Here is an 18,993-nt window from a genome sequence, read left to right as displayed (position 1 = left end):
TCTTGGACCCGAACAGCTTAGGCATGTGGTGACGAGACGAGGACGGGAGAACAGTGAGATCGGTCTTATCGCGGAGAAGGAACCTCAATGATGATCCGCGCCATTACGCAGCCTTTTCCTCATCGGGCAGCCAAGCTACTCGGCTGTCCTGGGCTTCGTACTCTCGCAGCCGCGCATATCCCAAAAGAAACCACAACAACATCGCCCCGCCCAAATAATGTGACACAAGAAATTTGTTCACAATTTGCGCGCTCAACCAACTAGTCGGACTCACGAACGTCACGGGTGGGGAAATCAATAGCACGCACACTATGATCGCGACCAGCCAGCCTCCATGAGATGGTATTGCCAATTTCTGTCCTGCGTACAACGACAACGGTAGAAGCAAAAGCAGGTAATAGTGGGTCCATGAGACAGGACTGATAATGAGCGCCACGCACAGCACCATCGATAGCTCGAGAGAAACAGTCGGCATGTCATCCCTACCGGGACTGTTTTTACAAAGCAGCCACGATATACCAAGCAACGCCGCGGCCACAGAATGGCGCAGTAGCCGAAATTCCCAGTCCACCGCAGACGGTCTCCAGTCGTACAATCGCGCATCGTCGCCTAAACGAAGCAGAAAAGCGTCTATGGATTGGACATTGAAAGCGCTCAGACCTTTATTGACGAAAGGAAGTATCGCTTCACGGTACCATTCAACATGACTGCTCCATCCCGCGTACAGGAGGGACACGGAACAAACTCCGACCAATGTGGAGCAATATCCTCGAACTACCTCCCAACGCCCCCTGGTCAAGAAATAACCGGCAAATAGCAACAACGGCAGTTTAATGATGGCCGCCATGGCAAAGAAGAATCCTGCCCAGCCATCCCGCTTTTTATCGAGGCAGAGTACGCCGGCCACGAGTAAGAGAAGGACAAAATGAGTGAGGTTCCCTTCCTTTAGACTGTAGAAGAGCGGCCCATTGATCACGAACAACAACACGATTACATATTTGTTTGGGGGCCGGGCATCTGAGATGAACCAAATCATACAGATGGTCGCCATGACGCCTATCAACGATAGTAGAGCAAACAAGACGTGGGCCGAGTTTAGGGAGAGCACCGAGAGGGGGGAGAAAAGAAGAGCTATAATCGGGATATTCACAAATCCGCAAATCGCCGTGGCTTCGCACGCACTGATGCGTTCGTACAAGCGCGAAACATCCTGCAGTATTGCACGGCCTGCCGGGTAGTAGGCCTGCGTAAAATCGATAAACTGAATCGGTGGGTCCGACCAGTGCCACATCAAGAGTCCCATCGCGGACACGAGGGCGGCCAAGAAACACGGCATCTCCCGTCTATGGCCATAGGATCGAAACAGGCCGATCGAGAGCAGCGTTGCCGCGGTAAGCATGCCATAGAAGCCTAAATAGATGCGCATGGACTTCTAGCCTCGCCTTGAAACGGACCGTCGACTGAACGAGCGAGGATTCGCCCATCTCGCCGGTCGTGCATTCGCCGATAGCTGGGTTTCGCGCCAGGTCCGCGAGCGCAGAATCAGTATCGACCGGCCTAATCGGACTGTTCCCAGTAACCACTCAACGAACAGGGTTGCAAACAACAGAAAGAGCATGAGTTTCAGCATCCGAGACGCCCACAGAAGATGCTGGTAGAACTCCCGGTTCGATACAGATCCTTCATAACCAATCGTCAACACCGCCGTCGGCAGAAATAAGGCCACGCACGCGACGCTTATTGATATTGCGCTGGTCCGCCGATCCGCGAGAAGAAGGCAAACAGGCGCAGCAAGCAAGACAGCGCCATAAGGGTGACTGTGATAACTCACGAAAAGCGTGGCCAACACGGTCAGCGAAACTTGTTGGACAAACTCATAAGAACCCGGCCGCCAGACGCCACGCCATATCCACAGGATGCACGCCACAGTCATGCCGCCCAGAGTCATAGTCAGCAATGCGCCGCTTCGATCTGTAATTTCCGGTTTGAGGTCAAGCACCAGAGAACGCCAATTAATCATGACGTACGGGTCATCTCCTCGGAAATGCGCCATGACGGAGAATGACTGGGGATACATCAACAAGGTAGGAAGTCCTACTGTGGCAACCGATCCACCAAGAAGAACCAATCCCGTCACTGCCACGCCGAGGACGGCCTTCCATCGCTGCTTCCAAATAAGTATCGGCCCCAGCAACAATCCATACTGTGGTTTCAACAATAAGAGGCCCAGCCATAATCCGGCCTGCCAATCGTTTCCAGTTCGCAACGCCAGCATGCATTCCATCAGAGCCCAGGCCATCACGATTTGGAGTTGGCCGATTGCCATGGTCAACACTATGGGATAGGAAGCGAGAAGGCAGAGAAACATCGTCATCCGATCCCATCCGGGACAATGCCGTGCCAGTCGAAGACAGATGCAAAGGATCAGCACGAGGTTCACAACCGTCCAGGCGGCGACACTCGACACAATTGGCAATCGAGTAAAAGGCTGCATTGCCCAGGCGAATATCGGCGGATAAGGAACATGCGTCCCCCATAGATCCGGGCTACTAGGTTGATAGCTCGGATCATGACCGTACGAATCCAACAGAGCTTTGTAATGACGATCGATGGCGTTTCGATCATAAATTCTTCGAGGATCGCCCTCCTGCAGCGCCATGGCTTGTGAAAGATATAAACCATAGTCCGATGCCAGCGGAATAAAGAGACCGGTCTGAGTGTAAGCCTTCCATGCCAGCTGTAGGGATAGAACAATCAGGACAGAGGCAAGAATGCGAATTGCCCACTGTATTCGTTTAGAAGGGTCTGATTTCCCAGGAGTTCTCTCCAGCACAAAGATCTTCTTCATATGGTGAATCAGCAGACCGGCAACAACCAATAATAATGGACGGCAGTGGCATATGCCGCCATCAGCGGTTGTGTCGCAATTCACCCGAAGCTGGGTATGGCTCTAACAAAAGGTGGGGGAACAATTTCGAGAGAATGGGATAGCCCGAGCCGGGCTCCGAAGGACGGACGGCTTCAGCGGAGAGGTTATCTTGACTAGCACACTTCGTTGCAGACTTTACCTAAGGGAGAGGTCTACCGGCCGCTGTTTTGAGACACGACGGGAACCGCGGCAGCCGGAGCGCCTTCAACGGGAGCCCAGCCCCCTCCAAGGGCTTTGTACAACTGGACAATCGAGACTAGGTGGAGGCGGTGTGTCCCGGTGAGCGCCAATTCCGCTTCGAACAAATTGCGCTGCGCGATAAGGACATCGAGATAGTTCGCCAAGCCGCCCTTATATCGTAAATTGGCAAGCCTGAGCGCCGACCGTAACGCCCCCACCTGCTCGGCCTGCGCTTCCCGCTGCTCACGCGCGGTGCGGACGGCCACCAGTGAATCTTCCACCTCCTTGAAGGCGACGAGCACCGATTGTTCATACTGCGCCAGCACCTGCCGAGACTGGGCTTCAGCGGCTTTCTGCTGAAACCCGAGGATTTGGGCATTGAGCAGTGGCCCCACGAGACTCGGGCCGAGCACCTCAAATTCGCCCTCATTCTTAAAGATTCTCGCCAACCTCGGGTTCGCCAAACCCGCGATTCCCGTCAACGACAATTTCGGGAAACGATCCGCCTTTGCCATGCCGATCCTCGCCGTGGCGGCGGCCAACTCTTCCTCGGCGCGCAGGATATCGGGGCGCCGCTGGAGCAGCTCGGAGGGAAGACCCGGGGGCACGTCAGGCGGCATCACCTGTTCCGTCAATGAGCGTCCCCGGGCGATGGTCCCGGGATTTCGGCCGAGCAGCACGCTCAATTGATTCTCTTTCTGCACCATCTGCCGTTCCAATTCGGCCGCCCGGGCCGCGGCATTGGCCCGCTCCGCCTCAAATTGATCGGCATCCAGCTTAGCGATGACGCCGCCTTTCAACCGAGCTTGGGCGATCTTCACCGATTCATCCCAGGATTTTAGAGTGCGCCTAGCGATATCCAGCTGCATGTCGAATTGCAGCAGCTCGAAATAGGCTTGTGCGACACTGCTGACCAGCTCCAGAATAACGGCCCGCCGGTTTTCCTCCTGCCGCAGAAGATCGGCCATGGCGGCTTCATTCGAACGCCGGATGCGCCCCCAAATATCGAGCTCCCATGATAGATTGCCCAGCAGGTAGTAGTTGAACGGACTAGCGAAACCGGGAAACAAGAATCGCGTATTGCGGCCGAACGCCGGAACATTTATCGCACCGCTCAATTGCGGAGAATAATCCATGCGGGCGACAAAGACCCGTGCCTGGAATTCTTCAATCGTCGCCACGGCGCGCTTCAGATCTTTATTCTCCTCCAGGGAGACGGCGATCAGGCGCTGGAGTTCTTCGTCTCGCAGCAATTCCCACCAGGGCAAATTCGCGATGGACGTACCGGATCCCGCTTGTTGGTCCATGCGAAAAGCCTCCGGCGTCGTGGCTTGCGGCCGGGAATAATCAGGCCCGACTGCGCACGCGCTCAGGAGGAAGGAAAATAAAACCAGCCATAGATTATGCATGTTGATACTCTTCTTCTCGGTCAATTTCGCGATCCGTCAGGGGCTGTTCCGGGTGCCGCTTGCCGAATAGGTGATGACTCAATTTCGTAATCAGTACGAAAAATAGCGGGACGAAAAAAATGGCGAGAAACGTGGCAGCCAGCATCCCGCCAAACACGCCGGTCCCGATCGAATGCCGGCTGGCTGCGCCGGCGCCGCCGGCGAATACAAGGGGCACGACGCCCAGAATAAAGGCCATGGAGGTCATGATGATCGGCCTGAACCGCAATTTCGCGGCTTCGAACGCCGCCTCGACCGGCGCCATCCCGGCTTCCACCCGCTTGTTCGCAAACTCCACAATCAGAATGGCGTTCTTGGCGGAGAGTCCGATCAAGGTGACCAGGCCGATCTGGAAATAAATATCATTGGCCAGCCCTGTAATCCAGACCGCCGCCATGGCACCGAACACGCCGAAGGGGACGGCGAGAATGACGGCAAACGGCACCGACCAGCTCTCATATTGAGCCGCCAGCACAAGAAACACCATCAACAGGCCGAACGCGAACGCGAAGACGGATTGAGACCCGGCTTGGTGTTCTTGGTATGAAATCCCGCTCCAATCGATCTCATAGCCCTGAGGAGCCAAGACCTCCTGCGCCGCCCGATCCAATGCGGCCAACGCCTGGCCGGAACTATATCCGGGGGCTGCCGCCCCGAGCACGAGCGCCGTATTGAAACCGTTAAAATGAGTGACCGGATCAGGACCGCTTGTGTATTCGGTCGTGACGACCGTATCCAGTGGGATCATACTTTCGCCTTGCGAGCTCCTGGCACGCACGTACACTTTTGAAATATCGTCGGGCGAGGCGCGGTACTGAGCCTCCGCCTCCGTCTGCACCCGATAGACGCGGCCGAATTTCACAAAATCGTTCACATAGAGATTTCCAAAATAGGCCTGCAGCGTGTCGAAAACTTCGGAAATGGGCACCCCGAGTGATTTGGCCCGCTCTCGGTTGATGTGAGCATACAGACGAGGGGCGCTCACCCGAAAGGTCGTTCCCATCGCTCCTATCGCCGGATCCTGCCGGGCCCTGGCAATGAAGTCCTGCGTCACCGCCGAGAATTGATTGAAATCACCGCCGGCGGGGTCCTGAACCTGCAAGGAGAACCCGCCCGTCGCGCCCAGTCCACGGATCGGCGGCGCATTGAAGGCCAGGATCAAGGCCTCCGGGATTTTCGCAAACTCTCCATAAGCCGCCCCGATGAGCGCGTTGACATGCTGGTCGGGGGCCGTTCGCTGATCCCAATGGTGCAACGGCACGAACATGGTGGCGGAATTCGGACCGCGCGTATTGAAGACGAAATTCATGCCTGAAATTGCATCGGTCGAATGGATGGACGGGTTCGAGAGGAAGTAATTCTCCACCTTGCTCAACACGGCATCCGTTCTCTGTTTGGATGCACCGTCCGGAAGCTGGACCACCGAGATGAAATAGCCTTGATCCTCTTCGGGAAGAAAGCTGTTCGGAATGATACGAAACAATCCGAGGGCGGCCAGAACGAGGACCGCGAACACCACGATCGCCAGAACGGACCGGTTCATGATACCGGCGACAACCGCCGAATAGCGCATCCTGGTCCATTCGAAAAAACGGTTGAATCTTCCGAAGAACCCTCGACTTTGATGGTGCCCAGGCTTGAGGACCAGCGCGCACAAGGCCGGACTCAGCGTCAACGCCACGAATCCGGAAATGATGACGGCAATCGCGATGGTAATGGCAAACTGTTTGTACAACTCACCGGTGATGCCGCCCAGGAATGCAACCGGGACGAACACCGCGCAGAGAACGAGCACGATCGCAACCACGGGCCCGGTTACCTCCGTCATGGCTTTTTTGGCCGCAGCCTTCGGCGAGAGCCTGCCTTGCGTCATATGGCGTTCGACATTCTCGACCACCACGATTGCGTCATCGACCACAATACCGATGACCAGCACCATGCCGAAGAGCGTCAGCGTATTGATTGAAAAGCCGAGCGCCTGGAGGCCGATGAACGCGCCGATCAGCGACACCGGAACCGCCACCGCTGGAATCAGCGTGGCCCTCCACGTCTGCAGGAATAGGTAGACGACCAGGATAACGAGGACCATCGCTTCTCCCAGCGTCTTCACTACCTCCTGAATGGATACCTCGATAAACCTGGTGGTGTCATACGGAACGTCATACGACACTCCGGTCGGAAAACTCTTCGATACCTTTGTCATCTCGCTTCGTACGTGCTTGACCGTGTCAAGTGCGTTTGCACCGGGCGATAGAAATGTCCCGAGAAAGACGTTCGGCTTGCCGTTCCATCGTCCTTCAATGGCGTAGGATTGCGCCCCCAACTCCACCCGCGCGACATCTTTGAGGCGGATCATCGAGCCGTTCGGCAAGGCGCGAACAATCATTTCCTCAAAGTCCTTCGCTTCCGTCAAACGCCCCTGGGTGATGATCGGGATCGTCAGTTCAGTGCCTTTGGGCGCCGGTTCTCGTCCAATGGTGCCGGCCGGGAAATCTCGATTCTGCTCCCGCACGACGTTGGCGATATCGGTCGGCGTGAGATTGAGTTGCGCCATTCTAATCGGGTCCAAGATTAGTCGCATCGAATAATTCTGGGCGCCGAAGACCATGGCGTTCCCCACGCCGGGCAAGCGCTTGAGATTATCGATGACGCGGAGGATCGCGTAATTCGACAAGTAGACCGTATCGTGTGTGGGATCGGTGGAGCTGAGCGCCACCACGGCAAGAAGGTCGGGCGAAACCTTATTGATGTTGATTCCCTGCCGCACGACCTCCGGAGGAAGCTGCGGTTCCGCTAGTTTGACCCTGTTCTGAGTCTGCACCTGGGCGATATCGACATTCGTCCCGATTTCGAACGTCAATCGGATGCTCATGTGGCCGTCGTTGGTGCTCGTCGAATCGTAGTACAGCAGATTGTCGATGCCAGGCAGCTGCACTTCAATGGGACGCGCTACCGAATCGGCGATGACTTCCGCGCTGGCGCCGGGATAGTCGGTCTCGATCTGCACGACCGGCGGCGTGATCTCGGGGAATTGTGCGATCGGCAAATCATGCAAGGCCACCAGCCCTACCACGACCAAAATGATCGAAAGAACGGACGCGAAGATCGGGCGGTCGATAAAGAAATGCGAGGTCACTGGACAACACCCGCCTTCCCCGCATCGGTCTTGCGCGCGGACATTTCCCCTCCCGGCTGCCGGTGCGCCTGCACCGGCTTCACCGGCGCGCCGGGAGCGACCTTATGGATGCCTTCCACGATGATGCGCTCACCGGCCTGCAAACCCTCGTCAATGAGCCATTGATTGCCTTGCCAACCGGATGCTTGAACCGGCCGCATCTCGACCTTGTCGTCCTGACCGACCACGAAGACCATCGGTCCCTTGGGCCCTTGCTGGACCGCCCGCTGCGGCACCAGAATCGCCGCCGGCTTGGTGTACCCTTTGACGCGGACCCTCACGAATTGTCCGGGGAGGAGGACGCGACCCGGATTGGGGAAGACAAATCGCAGCTGCCTCGCTCCTGTTTCCGTGCGGAGGCCGACATCGAGCAGATCCAACGTGCCTTCTTGAGGATACGTGCTGCCGTTGGCGAAGGTGATGACGCCCTTAAGTTGGTACGTATCGAGGCTTTCCACCCTCTTTTCCGCCAGATCTCTCTGCCGCTGGAGCAAATAATTTTCCGGGGCGCTGACAATCACATAAATTGGGTCCAACCGATGGATGACATTCAGCAGATCCGTTTGCGCCGATACGAGGCGGCCTTCGTAGATCTTGCTCCGTTCGATCATCCCGCTGATCGGTGCAGTGATCAACGTGTTATCGAAATCGAATTTGGCCTTGATCAAGTCCGCCTTGGCCCCTTGGAGCGCCGCCTTGGCCGCCAAGTCCTCGGCGATCGCGTCATCCACGTCTTTTTGGCTGACCGCTTGCTCCACCAGCAGTGGCTTCACACGCGCCAGATTTTGCTTCGCCTGAACCAGCCGGGCTTCGGCTTGCGCGACTTTGGCCTTGGCGCTGGCGTAAGCCGCCTCAAAGGGGACGGGATCGATGCGATACAAGCGGTCCCCCTTCTTGACGTCACGCCCCTCTTGAAAATAGAACTCTTTCAGAATCCCGGTGACCTGCGACCGAATCTCCGCAGGGCGTGACGACTCGGCCTGGCCGATGAACTCAGGCTCATCGGCCACCGACTGTGTGGACACGGTCACGATTTCGACTTCCGGCGGACCCGGAGGCGGCATGGACGCGGTCTCTTGCTTGCAGCCAGTAACCGCCAGCAGAAGACAGATAACCGAAATGAGAAACCGCGACGACGTGCCGGTCTCGAACGTTGATTCCGTCGTGGCGTTATGTGCCTCCATAATGTCCTTCATCTCGGGTTCCCGATTCCACCGCCGCCTTTCCATGGCAGGCTCGCGTCATTTCCTCAACCAAGCACCGCATCAGACAGCCGGATGCTTCGAACGCGGTCCCAGCACGGCACATATCGCTTAGCAATCTTTTCCCATCTGCGTCAACGTACGAGACGGCGGCCAAATTCACGACAATGGAGGATTTTCCGGCCTTGGCTTCCTGCCAGGCTCGCTGTAATTCCTCTACCCATGCGCCGGCAAGCCGCCCTTCCAATTCGAGTGTCGCCTTTGTGTTTTCCTTATGAACGGTGATTCTCAACATGGTATTTCTTCGGCATCCTTTATCGCGGCAGCATCCATTTCTTCTGTCATGGTTCTGCGCGGTGCGTCAATGTTCTGCACATTTTCGGCGCCCGAGATCGGCGGCATCCCGACATTCATGAAATGGATTTCTGGTTCCGGGCGTCCATAGCCCGCCATAGCAGCCTGCAATCGCTTATCCTGCCCCAATTCATTCGCCGAGGCGGAACGAACCTGCAACGGAACGGCCTGCGCCGCTCGCCACGCCTCGATCCCGCCTTTCAACACTCGCGCTCGAACCAGTCCCTTTCTATGGAGAAACCGGACTGCATCCGCGCTGGCCACATCGCCGGGACAGGCGCAGTAGACGACGATGTCGCGGTCCGCGGGCAGTTCCACGTATCGTCTTGAGAGCTGGTCAGCCGGCATAATCACAGCGCCGGGGATCACACCGTCGCGGGCCGAGACCGACCCTGCCCGAACATCGACCATCAGCGGGGCATTGAGCTCCGCCAATCGCTCCCGAAGTTCATCGACCTCGATAGAGACCACTCGTCGCAACTCTGCTCGCCGCCGCAACGCTTTGCCTCCCAGGTACAAGGACAATGCCGCCCCGAAAACGGAAATCGTCGCCGGTGTTATGACCGCCGCATACTCCATGGCCACATCAATATGATCACTGAAGGCATAGCCCAATCCCACGCTTGACGCGACCCACAGGACGACTCCCAGCCCATTGTAGAAAAGAAATCGAGGAAGCGACAGTCCCGCGATCCCGGCGAGCGGCGGTGCGACAGTGCTGAGGCCGGGAACAAACTTCGCCGCCAGCAGCGACCGCACTCCGTGTTTCTTGAACAAGGCTTCGGTCCGCATGATACAGGACCGGGGTTCAAGGGCGATGCGGCAGAGAAACTCAAGCACTCTCTGTCCCCGCCGCCGACCGAGTTCATACCAGATCCAATCCGCAGCGAGTGCGGCGGCGATCGCCGCAGCGACGACCACCGCTCCACTCAAATACCCGCTCCCCGCCAGCACGCCGGCCGCGATCAAAATCGGGACAGCGGGCAAGGGGACGCCGATCTGCTCGACAAAGACCACCGCGAAGACGACCAGCACTCCCTGCTCTTTTAAAAAGGTAAGAATGTCATCCATGTGACCCTCATCATCTTCCGCTGTGAGGACACAGCAATCGCTGTTCCAGCAGCGCACAAGGAAATGGCGTAAAGACAACCTCTTGTCATCTCACAAGTTTTTACGTAAACAGCGCAGCGGGATGTCCGCGTGATCGGTCTGGTGCCGATGCGGGCCATGCCGGACAATCGGCATGTGCCGAAATACCGGCAGCGGCTTCATTCGGTGATGTCGCTTGTTTTCCTCGTGGCGACCGGTCTCTTACGCATTTCGTCAGGGGCTTTGAGATTAAGGGCTACTCCAGCCTTGTGGACAGGAGACGAATTCGAGTTTGGTGGCAATGACAATAAGCGCATGCGTCCCGCTGGTCTTGCGTCGACACGAATTCGGTAGCCCTGGGCCGTTCGCTCCTGCACTCGTCCCACTCATCCGCCCGGTAGATGGACACAGCGGCCGAACTTCGTGATGGCATGCGTCGTTCCGGCCAGTCCGGTTTTATCATACGAACTGCCCGGGCTCGATTGTCATGGCTTGCGAGTATAGGTGATCTCCATCATCTTCCTTTCTTTACCGTCCTTGCCGCTACCATACATTTCAAACACTTCATGATTGTCGTCTACGATCTTGGTCACAGACCGAAGCTTCACGGGCCCTTCAACGGGATCGTCATAGTGTCCGTTCTGAGTGATGGTCTTGCCGTCGGCGCTTGCTGTGCCTTCCATAAAATAGATCGCCGTCCCCATGGAATCCATCCAGGTCGACACGTATTTCTTGGTATGATTGTCATACCCGTTCAACCCGATGCCGGTGAATGACTGCCCCATCATGTCGCCGGTACATTCCTGCCGCAAAAACCGTCCGCCCAGCAACATGGTCTGTTCGCAGGAACCTTTGGACTCCATGGGCGGCTCGTGAGGATCCATCCAAGCTTTGGTGGTCGTGTTCCAGCTCCCCGCCAGGCGCGCCATCTGCTTGTGCGGCCCTCCGGGTGCCGCCAATTTCGTATAGGTGTCCATGATCGCCTGAGGGTCCATTTGTTTGTCCGGTGTCTTCTCTTTGGCGATTCCCAGAGACGCGGGCGCGAGCAAACACAAACCGGTGAACGCCAAACGTGCGAAACGCATCGATGCCTCCTTCCTGACAGACATAGCTTCAGCGTGAATTCTGCGCGATATAGAGCAAGTCCAACGCCTATGCACGGTGCGGTTTCTCAATGATCAGCGGCGCGGCGGCTGTTTCATCCATTCCTCTGCCCGTTTCCTCAACTCCTCAGGCGGCACATCTTCGATGTGGGTCGCAATCCACCAATGATTGCCGGCGGGATCTTTCACTCCTCCGCTCCGATCTCCATAGAATTGATCGGCCGGCTCTCTGATGGAGGTCGCGCCTGCTTCGACCGCACGCTTGTACAAAGCATCCGCATTATCCGTATACAACGCGATCGAGGCCGGCATTGCCTTCCACTCCCCGGTCGCTTCACCGATCATGACCATGGAGTCGCCGATTTTGACTTCCGCATGAACCACCGTTCCAGCCGGACCAGGCAACCGGAATTTCTCCGTCGCATCGAAAGCCTCTTTCAAGAACTCGATCAATTTGGATGCCCCCTGTACGATCAAATGAGGGGTGAGGGTGTGATAGCCCTCGGGAATGGGTCTGACCTGGGTTGCCATGTTGCACTCCTTTTTATCCATGACTCTTTATATCGTCAGCGTGGACAGGATCAGCGCGATAAGAGCGAACAGATTCAACGCCGCGCTTGCCGCATGCGAATATTCCCATTGCGCGCGAAGCGCCATCCAATCGTCGGGAAGCTGTGTCCAATTATCCGTCCGCTGATTCACCGGGTACGTGAACGTCCAAAAGACTATCTGCGTGCCGACAATGCACAACAACGCCGTCAAGCTCCAGGCAAACACGATCGGGTCGCTTCGTATCAGAATGGTCAAGGCCAATGTTGATAACACGGCGCCCGCCACGACAAAACCGAGTAACCTCCAGCCCCGATAAATCTGCTGAACGGTCAGATATTCGTTGCGCGGGAGGTTGATCTTGTTCGGCAGCTCGAGCGCATGAGCAAGCGAAACGCACCGTGTTTACCGCCATGCCGTTCACTCCTTTGGCTTTCTTCATATTGCGAAAGCAGAGAAGCTTGTGCAAGCTTAACTCAGGCGTACGGCGCCCTCACGCTCATTCCACTCGTCAATCTCCGCTTGCGACCGTTCCTTGGCATGCCGGCCGATCCAGTCGGCGACCTCGCGATCGCTCGCGCCGCTGGCGACAAACGCCTTGAACCGGTTGTAGTCGATGCCCGCAAATGTCAGCCATCGTTGATCGAGCGGGCAGTTCGAGAAATATTCGCCCTGCCATCCCACCAGCGTCGCCCGGCATTTGTCGAGCGCGCGCGCCGCCAAGGCATAGCCGCCTAATTTGACGCGAGGACTCCGCGGCGACTCCTTATCGTCCCGCAAATCGCGGGCCAATGACCTTACTTGTTCCAGATTTTCCTTCATACGATCTCCTGTGGTCTATTGATTTGAAGCCTTCCTGAATACTGGCAACAATCGGGGTGCCGGAAATCCGGCCGGTCAACGGCTGACTCGCAGAGATGTGGAACGATATCGCGGTGTGACGGATTCGTTACGGAGTAGATAGTTTTAAGCCGAGGATGCCTGCCATGATCACGACGATGCTTATGATTCTAATCATCTCTCGGGACTCGTCAAACAACACCATGCCCGCGAGTGCCGTTCCGGCCGCGCCGATGCCGGTCCACACAGCATAGCCGGTCCCAATGGGGATAGACTTCAGCGCCACCGCCAGCAGCCACACGCTGAGCGCCATCGATGCCGCGGTCCAAAGGCTCGGCCAGAGCCGCGTAAACCCCTCCGTATACTTGAGCCCCGTCGCCCATCCGATTTCAAAGAGCCCCGCCACAATCAAATACACCCATGCCATTCGTGTCTTCTCCTCTCAATGTCCTAACACACTCACTTTTCGATACGATTCGGGTGCCGGCTGATCGGCCACCTTCGCGTCCACCCCCAGCCAGCGCGCGACCAATGGAATCGACGTGCCTTGGAGCAATACCGAGGTCAGTACGATAAAGAAGACGAGATGAAAGATGAGGTCCGCTTGCGATAAGCCCGCGACCAACGGAAATGTCGCCAGAATGATCGGGACGGCGCCACGCAGACCGACCCATGCCACTAACATCTGCTCGCTCACGGGCATGCCGGTCCACCACAACAGGCTGAGTATCGCCACCGGACGCGCGATCACCATCAGGAAGACCGACAACAGCAGACCCGCGCCCAGCACCGGCACCAAGTGAGACGGAAACACCTGAAGCCCCAGCGTGAGGAACATGAGGATCTGCATCAGCCAGGCCAGTCCTTCGTGGAATCCTTTCAAGGAGCGCTTGTGCCGGAACTTGCTGTTGCCCATATGGATACCGGCCAGATACACCGCCAAGAATCCATTTCCGCCGACCGAGGCGGTGATGCCATACGCGAACAGGACCAGCGAGAGTGACAGCACGGCGTACAGCCCCCCGTAATCGAGCCGGATACGATCGACGATGGTGACCATGATTCGGCCAAGTCCATATCCCATTATTGTCCCCACAGACATCTGGACCAGGAAGATCACGACCAGGTCTCCCCAGGATCGACTCGCATCTTGCAGCAGCCCGATCATTCCGATTGTCAGAAACACGGCCATAGGATCGTTGCTGCCGGATTCAACCTCCAGCAGTTCCTTCAGGTGACCGCGCAGCCTGATGCCTCTGGAGCGTAAGACGGCAAAGACCGCCGCGGCATCGGTCGAGGAGACGATGGATCCCAGCAACATGCCTTCCAGCCAGCTGAATCCCAGAACCAGGTTGGCGAACCATCCGACCAAGAGCGCCGTAATGACCACGCCCAGCGTGGAAAGCGGCACGGCCTTCCATATAATCGGACGGGCGCGATGCCAATCGGTATCGTAGCCCCCCGCAAAGAGGATAAAGGACAGCGCCAGCACGCCGAGTGACTGCGCGACCCACGGATAATCAAATTGAATCCCGCCCGGCCCGTCCGAGCCGGCCGTCATGCCGATTACCAAAAACAGAATCAGCGCCGGAACCCCGATGCGTGCCGACGCCAAGCTTCCCACAACGCTCAGCAGGAGAAGGATCGAGGCGCCGAGTAACACGTATTCAATGGGCATACTGGTCCCTGTCATCCCTCCTCAACATGATGACGAAAGCGGGTAGGTGGGAACGTCCGCTTTAGTTCATTTCTATTCAATGCGGACGCGAGATGCCGAGTTTTTGCATTTTGGACTGCAGAGTCGTCCGCTTCATATCCAGCCTGGCCGCTGCGCCGTGCCGGCCGCCGATGACCCAATTGGATTCATGGAGTGCCTTGATAATATGTTCTCGCTCCGCCTGCACGAGGCTGGTACCGGTCCCGTTGGTACCGTTCGCCGGCCGCTTCAACTCGGCCGCCGGCACAAACAAAGCATGCCCCTGTGTGAGGATGACCGCTCGTTCGATGAAGTTTTCAAGCTCACGGACGTTTCCCGGCCAAGGGTACGCCTGCAGCGCCTTCATGGCCTCCGCGGGAATCGATTCGATCGGCTTCTTCATGCGCAGCGCGAATTTCTGCGTGAAATGGCGGACGAGCAGCGGGATGTCTTCCACACGATCCCGCAAGGGCGGCACGGTGAGCGGAAACACGTTCAATCGATAATAGAGATCGCTTCGGAATGTCTGGTCCTCGATCATCCGCGGCAGATCCCGATGGGTTGCAGCCACAACGCGGACATCGACGCGAATCGTCTTGGTGCCGCCCAACCGCTCAAACTCGTGCTCTTGCAGCACCCGCAGCAACTTGACTTGCAGCTCCAACGGGATTTCTCCGACTTCATCCAGAAAGATGGTCCCATGATCGGCCAGCTCGAACCGTCCGACTTTCGTGCTGATCGCGCCGGTGAAAGCCCCCCGTTCGTGCCCGAATAATTCGCTTTCCAATAGGCCGGTCGGAATGGCGGCGCAATTGAGCTTGACGAACGTGCGCGCGCGCCGGTCGCTCAAATTATGCAACGCCCGTGCGACCAATTCCTTGCCGCTGCCCGTTTCTCCCAGGATGAGCACGGTCGAATCCGTGGGCGCCACGGTCTGCACCTGTTTCAGCACCCGGCGGAGGGTCCGGCTCTCTCCGACGATTTCTTCAAAGTTGTAGTCGGTTTGGATCTCTCTTTCGAGATACAACTTCTCCTCGGCCAACTTATTCTTGAGCTGCGCGATCTCCTTGTAGGCCAACGCGTTCTCGACGGCGATGGCGACTTGCTGGGCCACTCGGCTCAACAACTCGACATCTTCCGCCGTGAAACCGTCGTCCCGCCGACGCCCGATATTCAAGGCTCCCAAGGTGCGATTATGAGATAGGAGCGGCAGGCTGCAAAACGACTTCACCCCGCACGCCAACAACCGCCGCGCGATTTCCGAGTCGGCGGACAAGGCGTTCAAGTCCGCTTCCCGGAACAAGGCCGGCTCCCGCTTCGCGATGGCGGCGGAGCAAGGCGACCGGACCGGCACGTCTTCCCGCCCTTCCTCGATGAAGCTCTCATTCCGGGCGAAATCCAGCACATGGATGCGCCATTGGTTTGTTTCCGCATCGGACAGCAACAGGCTTGACCCGTCGTGCTGAATGACCCTGCGGAGGCAGGCGCTGACAGCGGTAAATACATGCTCTAGATCCAGATGAGAGACCACGGCGTTATTGACTTCGAGCAGCAATTGGAGTCGGTCGCGCTCGTACCGCAATTGTTCCTGCGCGGCCCGGGCCTCGTCGTAATTCAATACGTTTTCAACCGCCACGGCGACCTGACGCGCCATCAATTTGAGGAAGTCCAACTCGCGCGCGCCATACGCCTCAGGTTTGAAGCTGCCCAAACCGATGACTCCCAGCCGGCGAGCTGGAGTCGTAAGCGGAAACAAACATACGGATTCCACGGCAATTTCCCGCAACGCCGCCATACCTATGGAAAAACGCCGCTCCTGCGAGAGTTGCGGGATGACGAGCGGTTCCTGATGCGTCCACACCCAGCCGCTCGCTGATTCCTCCATCGGCAATTCGAGGCCGTCGAGCCTGCCGGCCAATCCCTGCGCCGCCGATGTTTCGATCACATGGACTTTCATCTTCCCACTGTCCGGGTTGTGGAGAACCAGCCCGATAAAATCAAACGGCGCGACACGGGGCAGGCGCATGGCGAGATCGCGGAACAAGGCCGGCAAATCCCGATGTGCCGCGATCGATTCCGAGACTTCCAGTAGTGTATGGTACTGTTCGCCGACCGATGAGGCCGCCGCCATCTCCGCTGTCATGCCGCCAGCATACCCAAGCGCTTTGCTTATCTCAATGCTCATGACCATACGAGTCAACAGCAGAGTCATACCGCCACGGTCGGCTGAGACAGAGAATCAGGACTGAACGGCCCCCGCCATACAGGTCAACCTGATGGCCAAAGCTGCTCATTGTATTGTCGTCTATTGCGCGAAATACAAAGACGGAACGGCGATGAATTGAGAGGTCATCGACTGATGGCGTGAATCAAGGTAGAGATGCCGCAAAGGGGGCTGTCACGGCGCTCGTCAACACCAGGGTCTCCGAGACCGGCCGTACCATCCGCGGTTGCCGACGCGTGCTAGCCGCCTGATTCGGCGTGGGAGCCGCTGGCGAAGTCAGGAAATGGCGTTCGGTGCTTATTGAACGGCCTGCCGTGGCATGACACCATGCGATTGGCCCGGCGTCATTTGCCGCGCATGGAGTTCCTGAAGGAATGCCTCCAGACACGTCGGACAATATCCGTGGGAGAGCGCATAATCATCGCCGTCCAGATGTTCCTCGGCGATTACGGCGTCCAATTCCCGCCAAGCGTCCCGATGACGCTCCGCCACCGAATCCTCGTAACGGGCTCGCCAACACACGGAGCAAATCACCACCAGTTTCTTACAGAGAATCATGGCAATATCCACTCCTTTCGACGCGCGCTGATGCAGCCGCCATACCGGCCGGATCACTCGGCGCCCGCGCTACATGTATAGAACGAGCCTATTTCTTACGGGAAGGGAGTACAGCTTGTTCGGGATAACGGTTTCGAGTCAAAGCCTTCCCAGAGCTGATTGGAACCGCACTCGATATGCTCACGTATCTATGCCTCCGCTGAAGTAGACACAATCGGGCATCTCCCCAGTTTGGCCCTGGGCAAATCACTAGGTGACCGGCTTATCCCTCAAGGCGAATGGTCTACCCATCAGCTCGCAAAGAATCGAATCCAGAGATAGAGATGACTCAGCAAGATGGAGCCGAACATGACCGGCAACCCAAGCGCCAGGAACCGAGTGAACGAGATCGTATAGCCGGCTCGCCGCGCAATGTCGACCACGACCACATTCGCGGTTGCCCCGATCAGAGTGCCGTTTCCTCCAAGGCAGGCTCCCAGCGCCAAGGCCCACCAGAGCGGGATAATGTCTGGCATATGAACCAGGCTCGTATAGTCCGAGACATCCGGATGGAGCGAGCGGGCCAGATCCACGATCAGCGGATTCATCGCGGCCACATAGGGAATGTTATCGACAATGGCGGACAACACGGCGGAGCCCCACAGAACTAGAAACGTGGTCGCGGCAAGGTTGCCTTGGGTTAAGTGAACGAGCTGATCCGCCAGGGCCGCGATCGCGCCGACTTTGACTAGACCACCGACCAAAATGAAGAGACCAATAAAGAAAAAAATCGTCTTCCACTCCACGTCCGTCAAATATTCCAGTTCGCCCGCATCTTCGTTCCGTTGTTTTTTACGGCGATGTCCCAGATACATAAACAAACTGGCGCCCAGCAGCGCGATCGTCGCAGGCTCCAGGCGCAGCAGCCCATGGAAGCAGAACGCTACATTGATGGAGACCAGTAACCAGATGGATTGCTTGAGTAGCGCAGGGTCCCGCACCGCGTCCAAAGCTTTGAGCGTCAGCATACCTTCCTGCAAATGAGGCGCGACCCGCATGGATCGGCCGAACACCAGCCAGAGGGACGCGAGAAACACGGCGAGCACGAGCAGCGCAATCGGAGCCAGCATGGCCAAAAAATCCAGGTAGCCCAAGTCGGCCTTGCTCGCGATCATGATGTTCGGCGGATCTCCAACCAAGGTCGCGGTGCCGCCAATGTTGGAAGCCATCGCCTGGGTGACCAAAAACGGAACCGGTTGGAGGTCCAATCGCCTCGTGATCTCCAATGTCACCGGAGCCATAAGCAGCACGGTCGTCACATTGTCGAGCAGGGCGGACAGAACGGCGGTGATGATGCACAGCAGCACCAGCATGGGAAAAGGGCGAGCGTTCGCTCGTTTGGCGGACCAGATGGCAAGGACCTCGAACAGCCCCGTCTCACGGGTAATGTTGATGATCACCATCATCCCGATCAGGAGAAACACGACATTATAGTCAACCCCATACTCGTGCGAGTGAAACGCCTCCTCTTGAGATAGCACGCCGAACGTGATCATCAGGGCGGCGCCGAACAGGGCGACAATGGTTTTATGAATGCGCTCGGTGACGATCAGCAGGTAGGCAATTCCGAATATGAGGATCGCGACGGTGAGTGAAGACATCAGGCG

General features: G+C 57.3%; 16 protein-coding genes. All 16 read right to left on the bottom strand.

Annotation, left to right across the window (positions count from 1 at the left end; translation table 11 throughout):
• Positions 1-103: 103 nt before the first annotated feature.
• Complete coding sequence (locus ACWGXE_RS05070) at positions 104-1,426, bottom strand: glycosyltransferase family 87 protein (protein WP_447601826.1); 1,323 nt, start codon at positions 1,424-1,426, stop codon at positions 104-106.
• A 6-nt stretch (positions 1,427-1,432) separates the two neighbouring features.
• Positions 1,433-2,848 carry a glycosyltransferase family 87 protein gene (locus tag ACWGXE_RS05065; RefSeq protein WP_447601825.1) on the bottom strand — a complete coding sequence of 472 codons (1,416 nt, stop codon included), beginning with the start codon at positions 2,846-2,848 and terminating at the stop codon, positions 1,433-1,435.
• A 233-nt stretch (positions 2,849-3,081) separates the two neighbouring features.
• The gene (locus tag ACWGXE_RS05060) at positions 3,082-4,518 is read right to left on the bottom strand and encodes an efflux transporter outer membrane subunit (protein WP_447601823.1); all 1,437 of its coding nucleotides are present in this window, start codon (positions 4,516-4,518) and stop codon (positions 3,082-3,084) included.
• Positions 4,511-7,693, bottom strand: a complete 3,183-nt coding sequence (locus ACWGXE_RS05055; protein ID WP_447601821.1) for a multidrug efflux RND transporter permease subunit — start codon at positions 7,691-7,693, stop codon at positions 4,511-4,513. Before ACWGXE_RS05055 ends, ACWGXE_RS05060 begins: the two co-directional genes overlap by 8 nt.
• Positions 7,690-8,928: an efflux RND transporter periplasmic adaptor subunit gene (locus tag ACWGXE_RS05050; RefSeq protein WP_447601819.1), complete on the bottom strand. Its 1,239-nt coding sequence runs from the start codon at positions 8,926-8,928 to the stop codon at positions 7,690-7,692. The genes ACWGXE_RS05055 and ACWGXE_RS05050 overlap by 4 nt, the downstream gene beginning before the upstream one ends.
• Positions 8,903-9,229, bottom strand: a complete 327-nt coding sequence (locus ACWGXE_RS05045; RefSeq protein WP_447601817.1) for a hypothetical protein — start codon at positions 9,227-9,229, stop codon at positions 8,903-8,905. Before ACWGXE_RS05045 ends, ACWGXE_RS05050 begins: the two co-directional genes overlap by 26 nt.
• A complete protein-coding gene (locus ACWGXE_RS05040) occupies positions 9,223-10,359 on the bottom strand; it encodes a VTT domain-containing protein (RefSeq protein ID WP_447601816.1) in 1,137 nt (378 codons plus the stop codon). The genes ACWGXE_RS05045 and ACWGXE_RS05040 overlap by 7 nt, the downstream gene beginning before the upstream one ends.
• A 503-nt stretch (positions 10,360-10,862) precedes the next feature.
• Positions 10,863-11,462 (bottom strand): DUF1579 domain-containing protein, encoded by a 600-nt coding sequence (locus ACWGXE_RS05035; RefSeq protein WP_447601814.1) that lies wholly within the window; start codon positions 11,460-11,462, stop codon positions 10,863-10,865.
• Positions 11,463-11,555: 93 nt separating this feature from the next.
• A complete protein-coding gene (locus tag ACWGXE_RS05030) occupies positions 11,556-12,011 on the bottom strand; it encodes a VOC family protein (RefSeq protein WP_447601813.1) in 456 nt (151 codons plus the stop codon).
• A 27-nt stretch (positions 12,012-12,038) separates the two neighbouring features.
• Positions 12,039-12,305, bottom strand: coding sequence for a hypothetical protein (locus ACWGXE_RS05025; RefSeq protein WP_447601812.1), 267 nt, complete (start codon positions 12,303-12,305; stop codon positions 12,039-12,041).
• 195 nt (positions 12,306-12,500) lie between these two features.
• Positions 12,501-12,851 carry a DUF5069 domain-containing protein gene (locus ACWGXE_RS05020; RefSeq protein WP_447601811.1) on the bottom strand — a complete coding sequence of 117 codons (351 nt, stop codon included), beginning with the start codon at positions 12,849-12,851 and terminating at the stop codon, positions 12,501-12,503.
• 127 nt (positions 12,852-12,978) lie between these two features.
• Positions 12,979-13,296, bottom strand: coding sequence for a quaternary ammonium compound efflux SMR transporter SugE (sugE, locus tag ACWGXE_RS05015; protein ID WP_447601809.1), 318 nt, complete (start codon positions 13,294-13,296; stop codon positions 12,979-12,981).
• Between the two features lie 15 nt (positions 13,297-13,311).
• Complete coding sequence (locus tag ACWGXE_RS05010; protein ID WP_447601807.1) at positions 13,312-14,562, bottom strand: potassium/proton antiporter; 1,251 nt, start codon at positions 14,560-14,562, stop codon at positions 13,312-13,314.
• A gap of 61 nt (positions 14,563-14,623) precedes the next feature.
• The gene (locus ACWGXE_RS05005) at positions 14,624-16,708 is read right to left on the bottom strand and encodes a sigma 54-interacting transcriptional regulator (protein ID WP_447601805.1); all 2,085 of its coding nucleotides are present in this window, start codon (positions 16,706-16,708) and stop codon (positions 14,624-14,626) included.
• A 378-nt stretch (positions 16,709-17,086) separates the two neighbouring features.
• Positions 17,087-17,347 (bottom strand): hypothetical protein, encoded by a 261-nt coding sequence (locus ACWGXE_RS05000; protein ID WP_447601803.1) that lies wholly within the window; start codon positions 17,345-17,347, stop codon positions 17,087-17,089.
• A gap of 290 nt (positions 17,348-17,637) precedes the next feature.
• Positions 17,638-18,987 carry an SLC13 family permease gene (locus tag ACWGXE_RS04995; protein WP_447601802.1) on the bottom strand — a complete coding sequence of 450 codons (1,350 nt, stop codon included), beginning with the start codon at positions 18,985-18,987 and terminating at the stop codon, positions 17,638-17,640.
• Between the last annotated feature and the right edge of the window lie 6 nt (positions 18,988-18,993).

It is taken from the genome of Nitrospira sp. Nam80 (genome assembly GCF_965152575.1).
The sequence above is the reverse complement of the archived record's forward strand: the minus strand, read 5'-3'. Positions and strand labels throughout refer to the sequence as shown.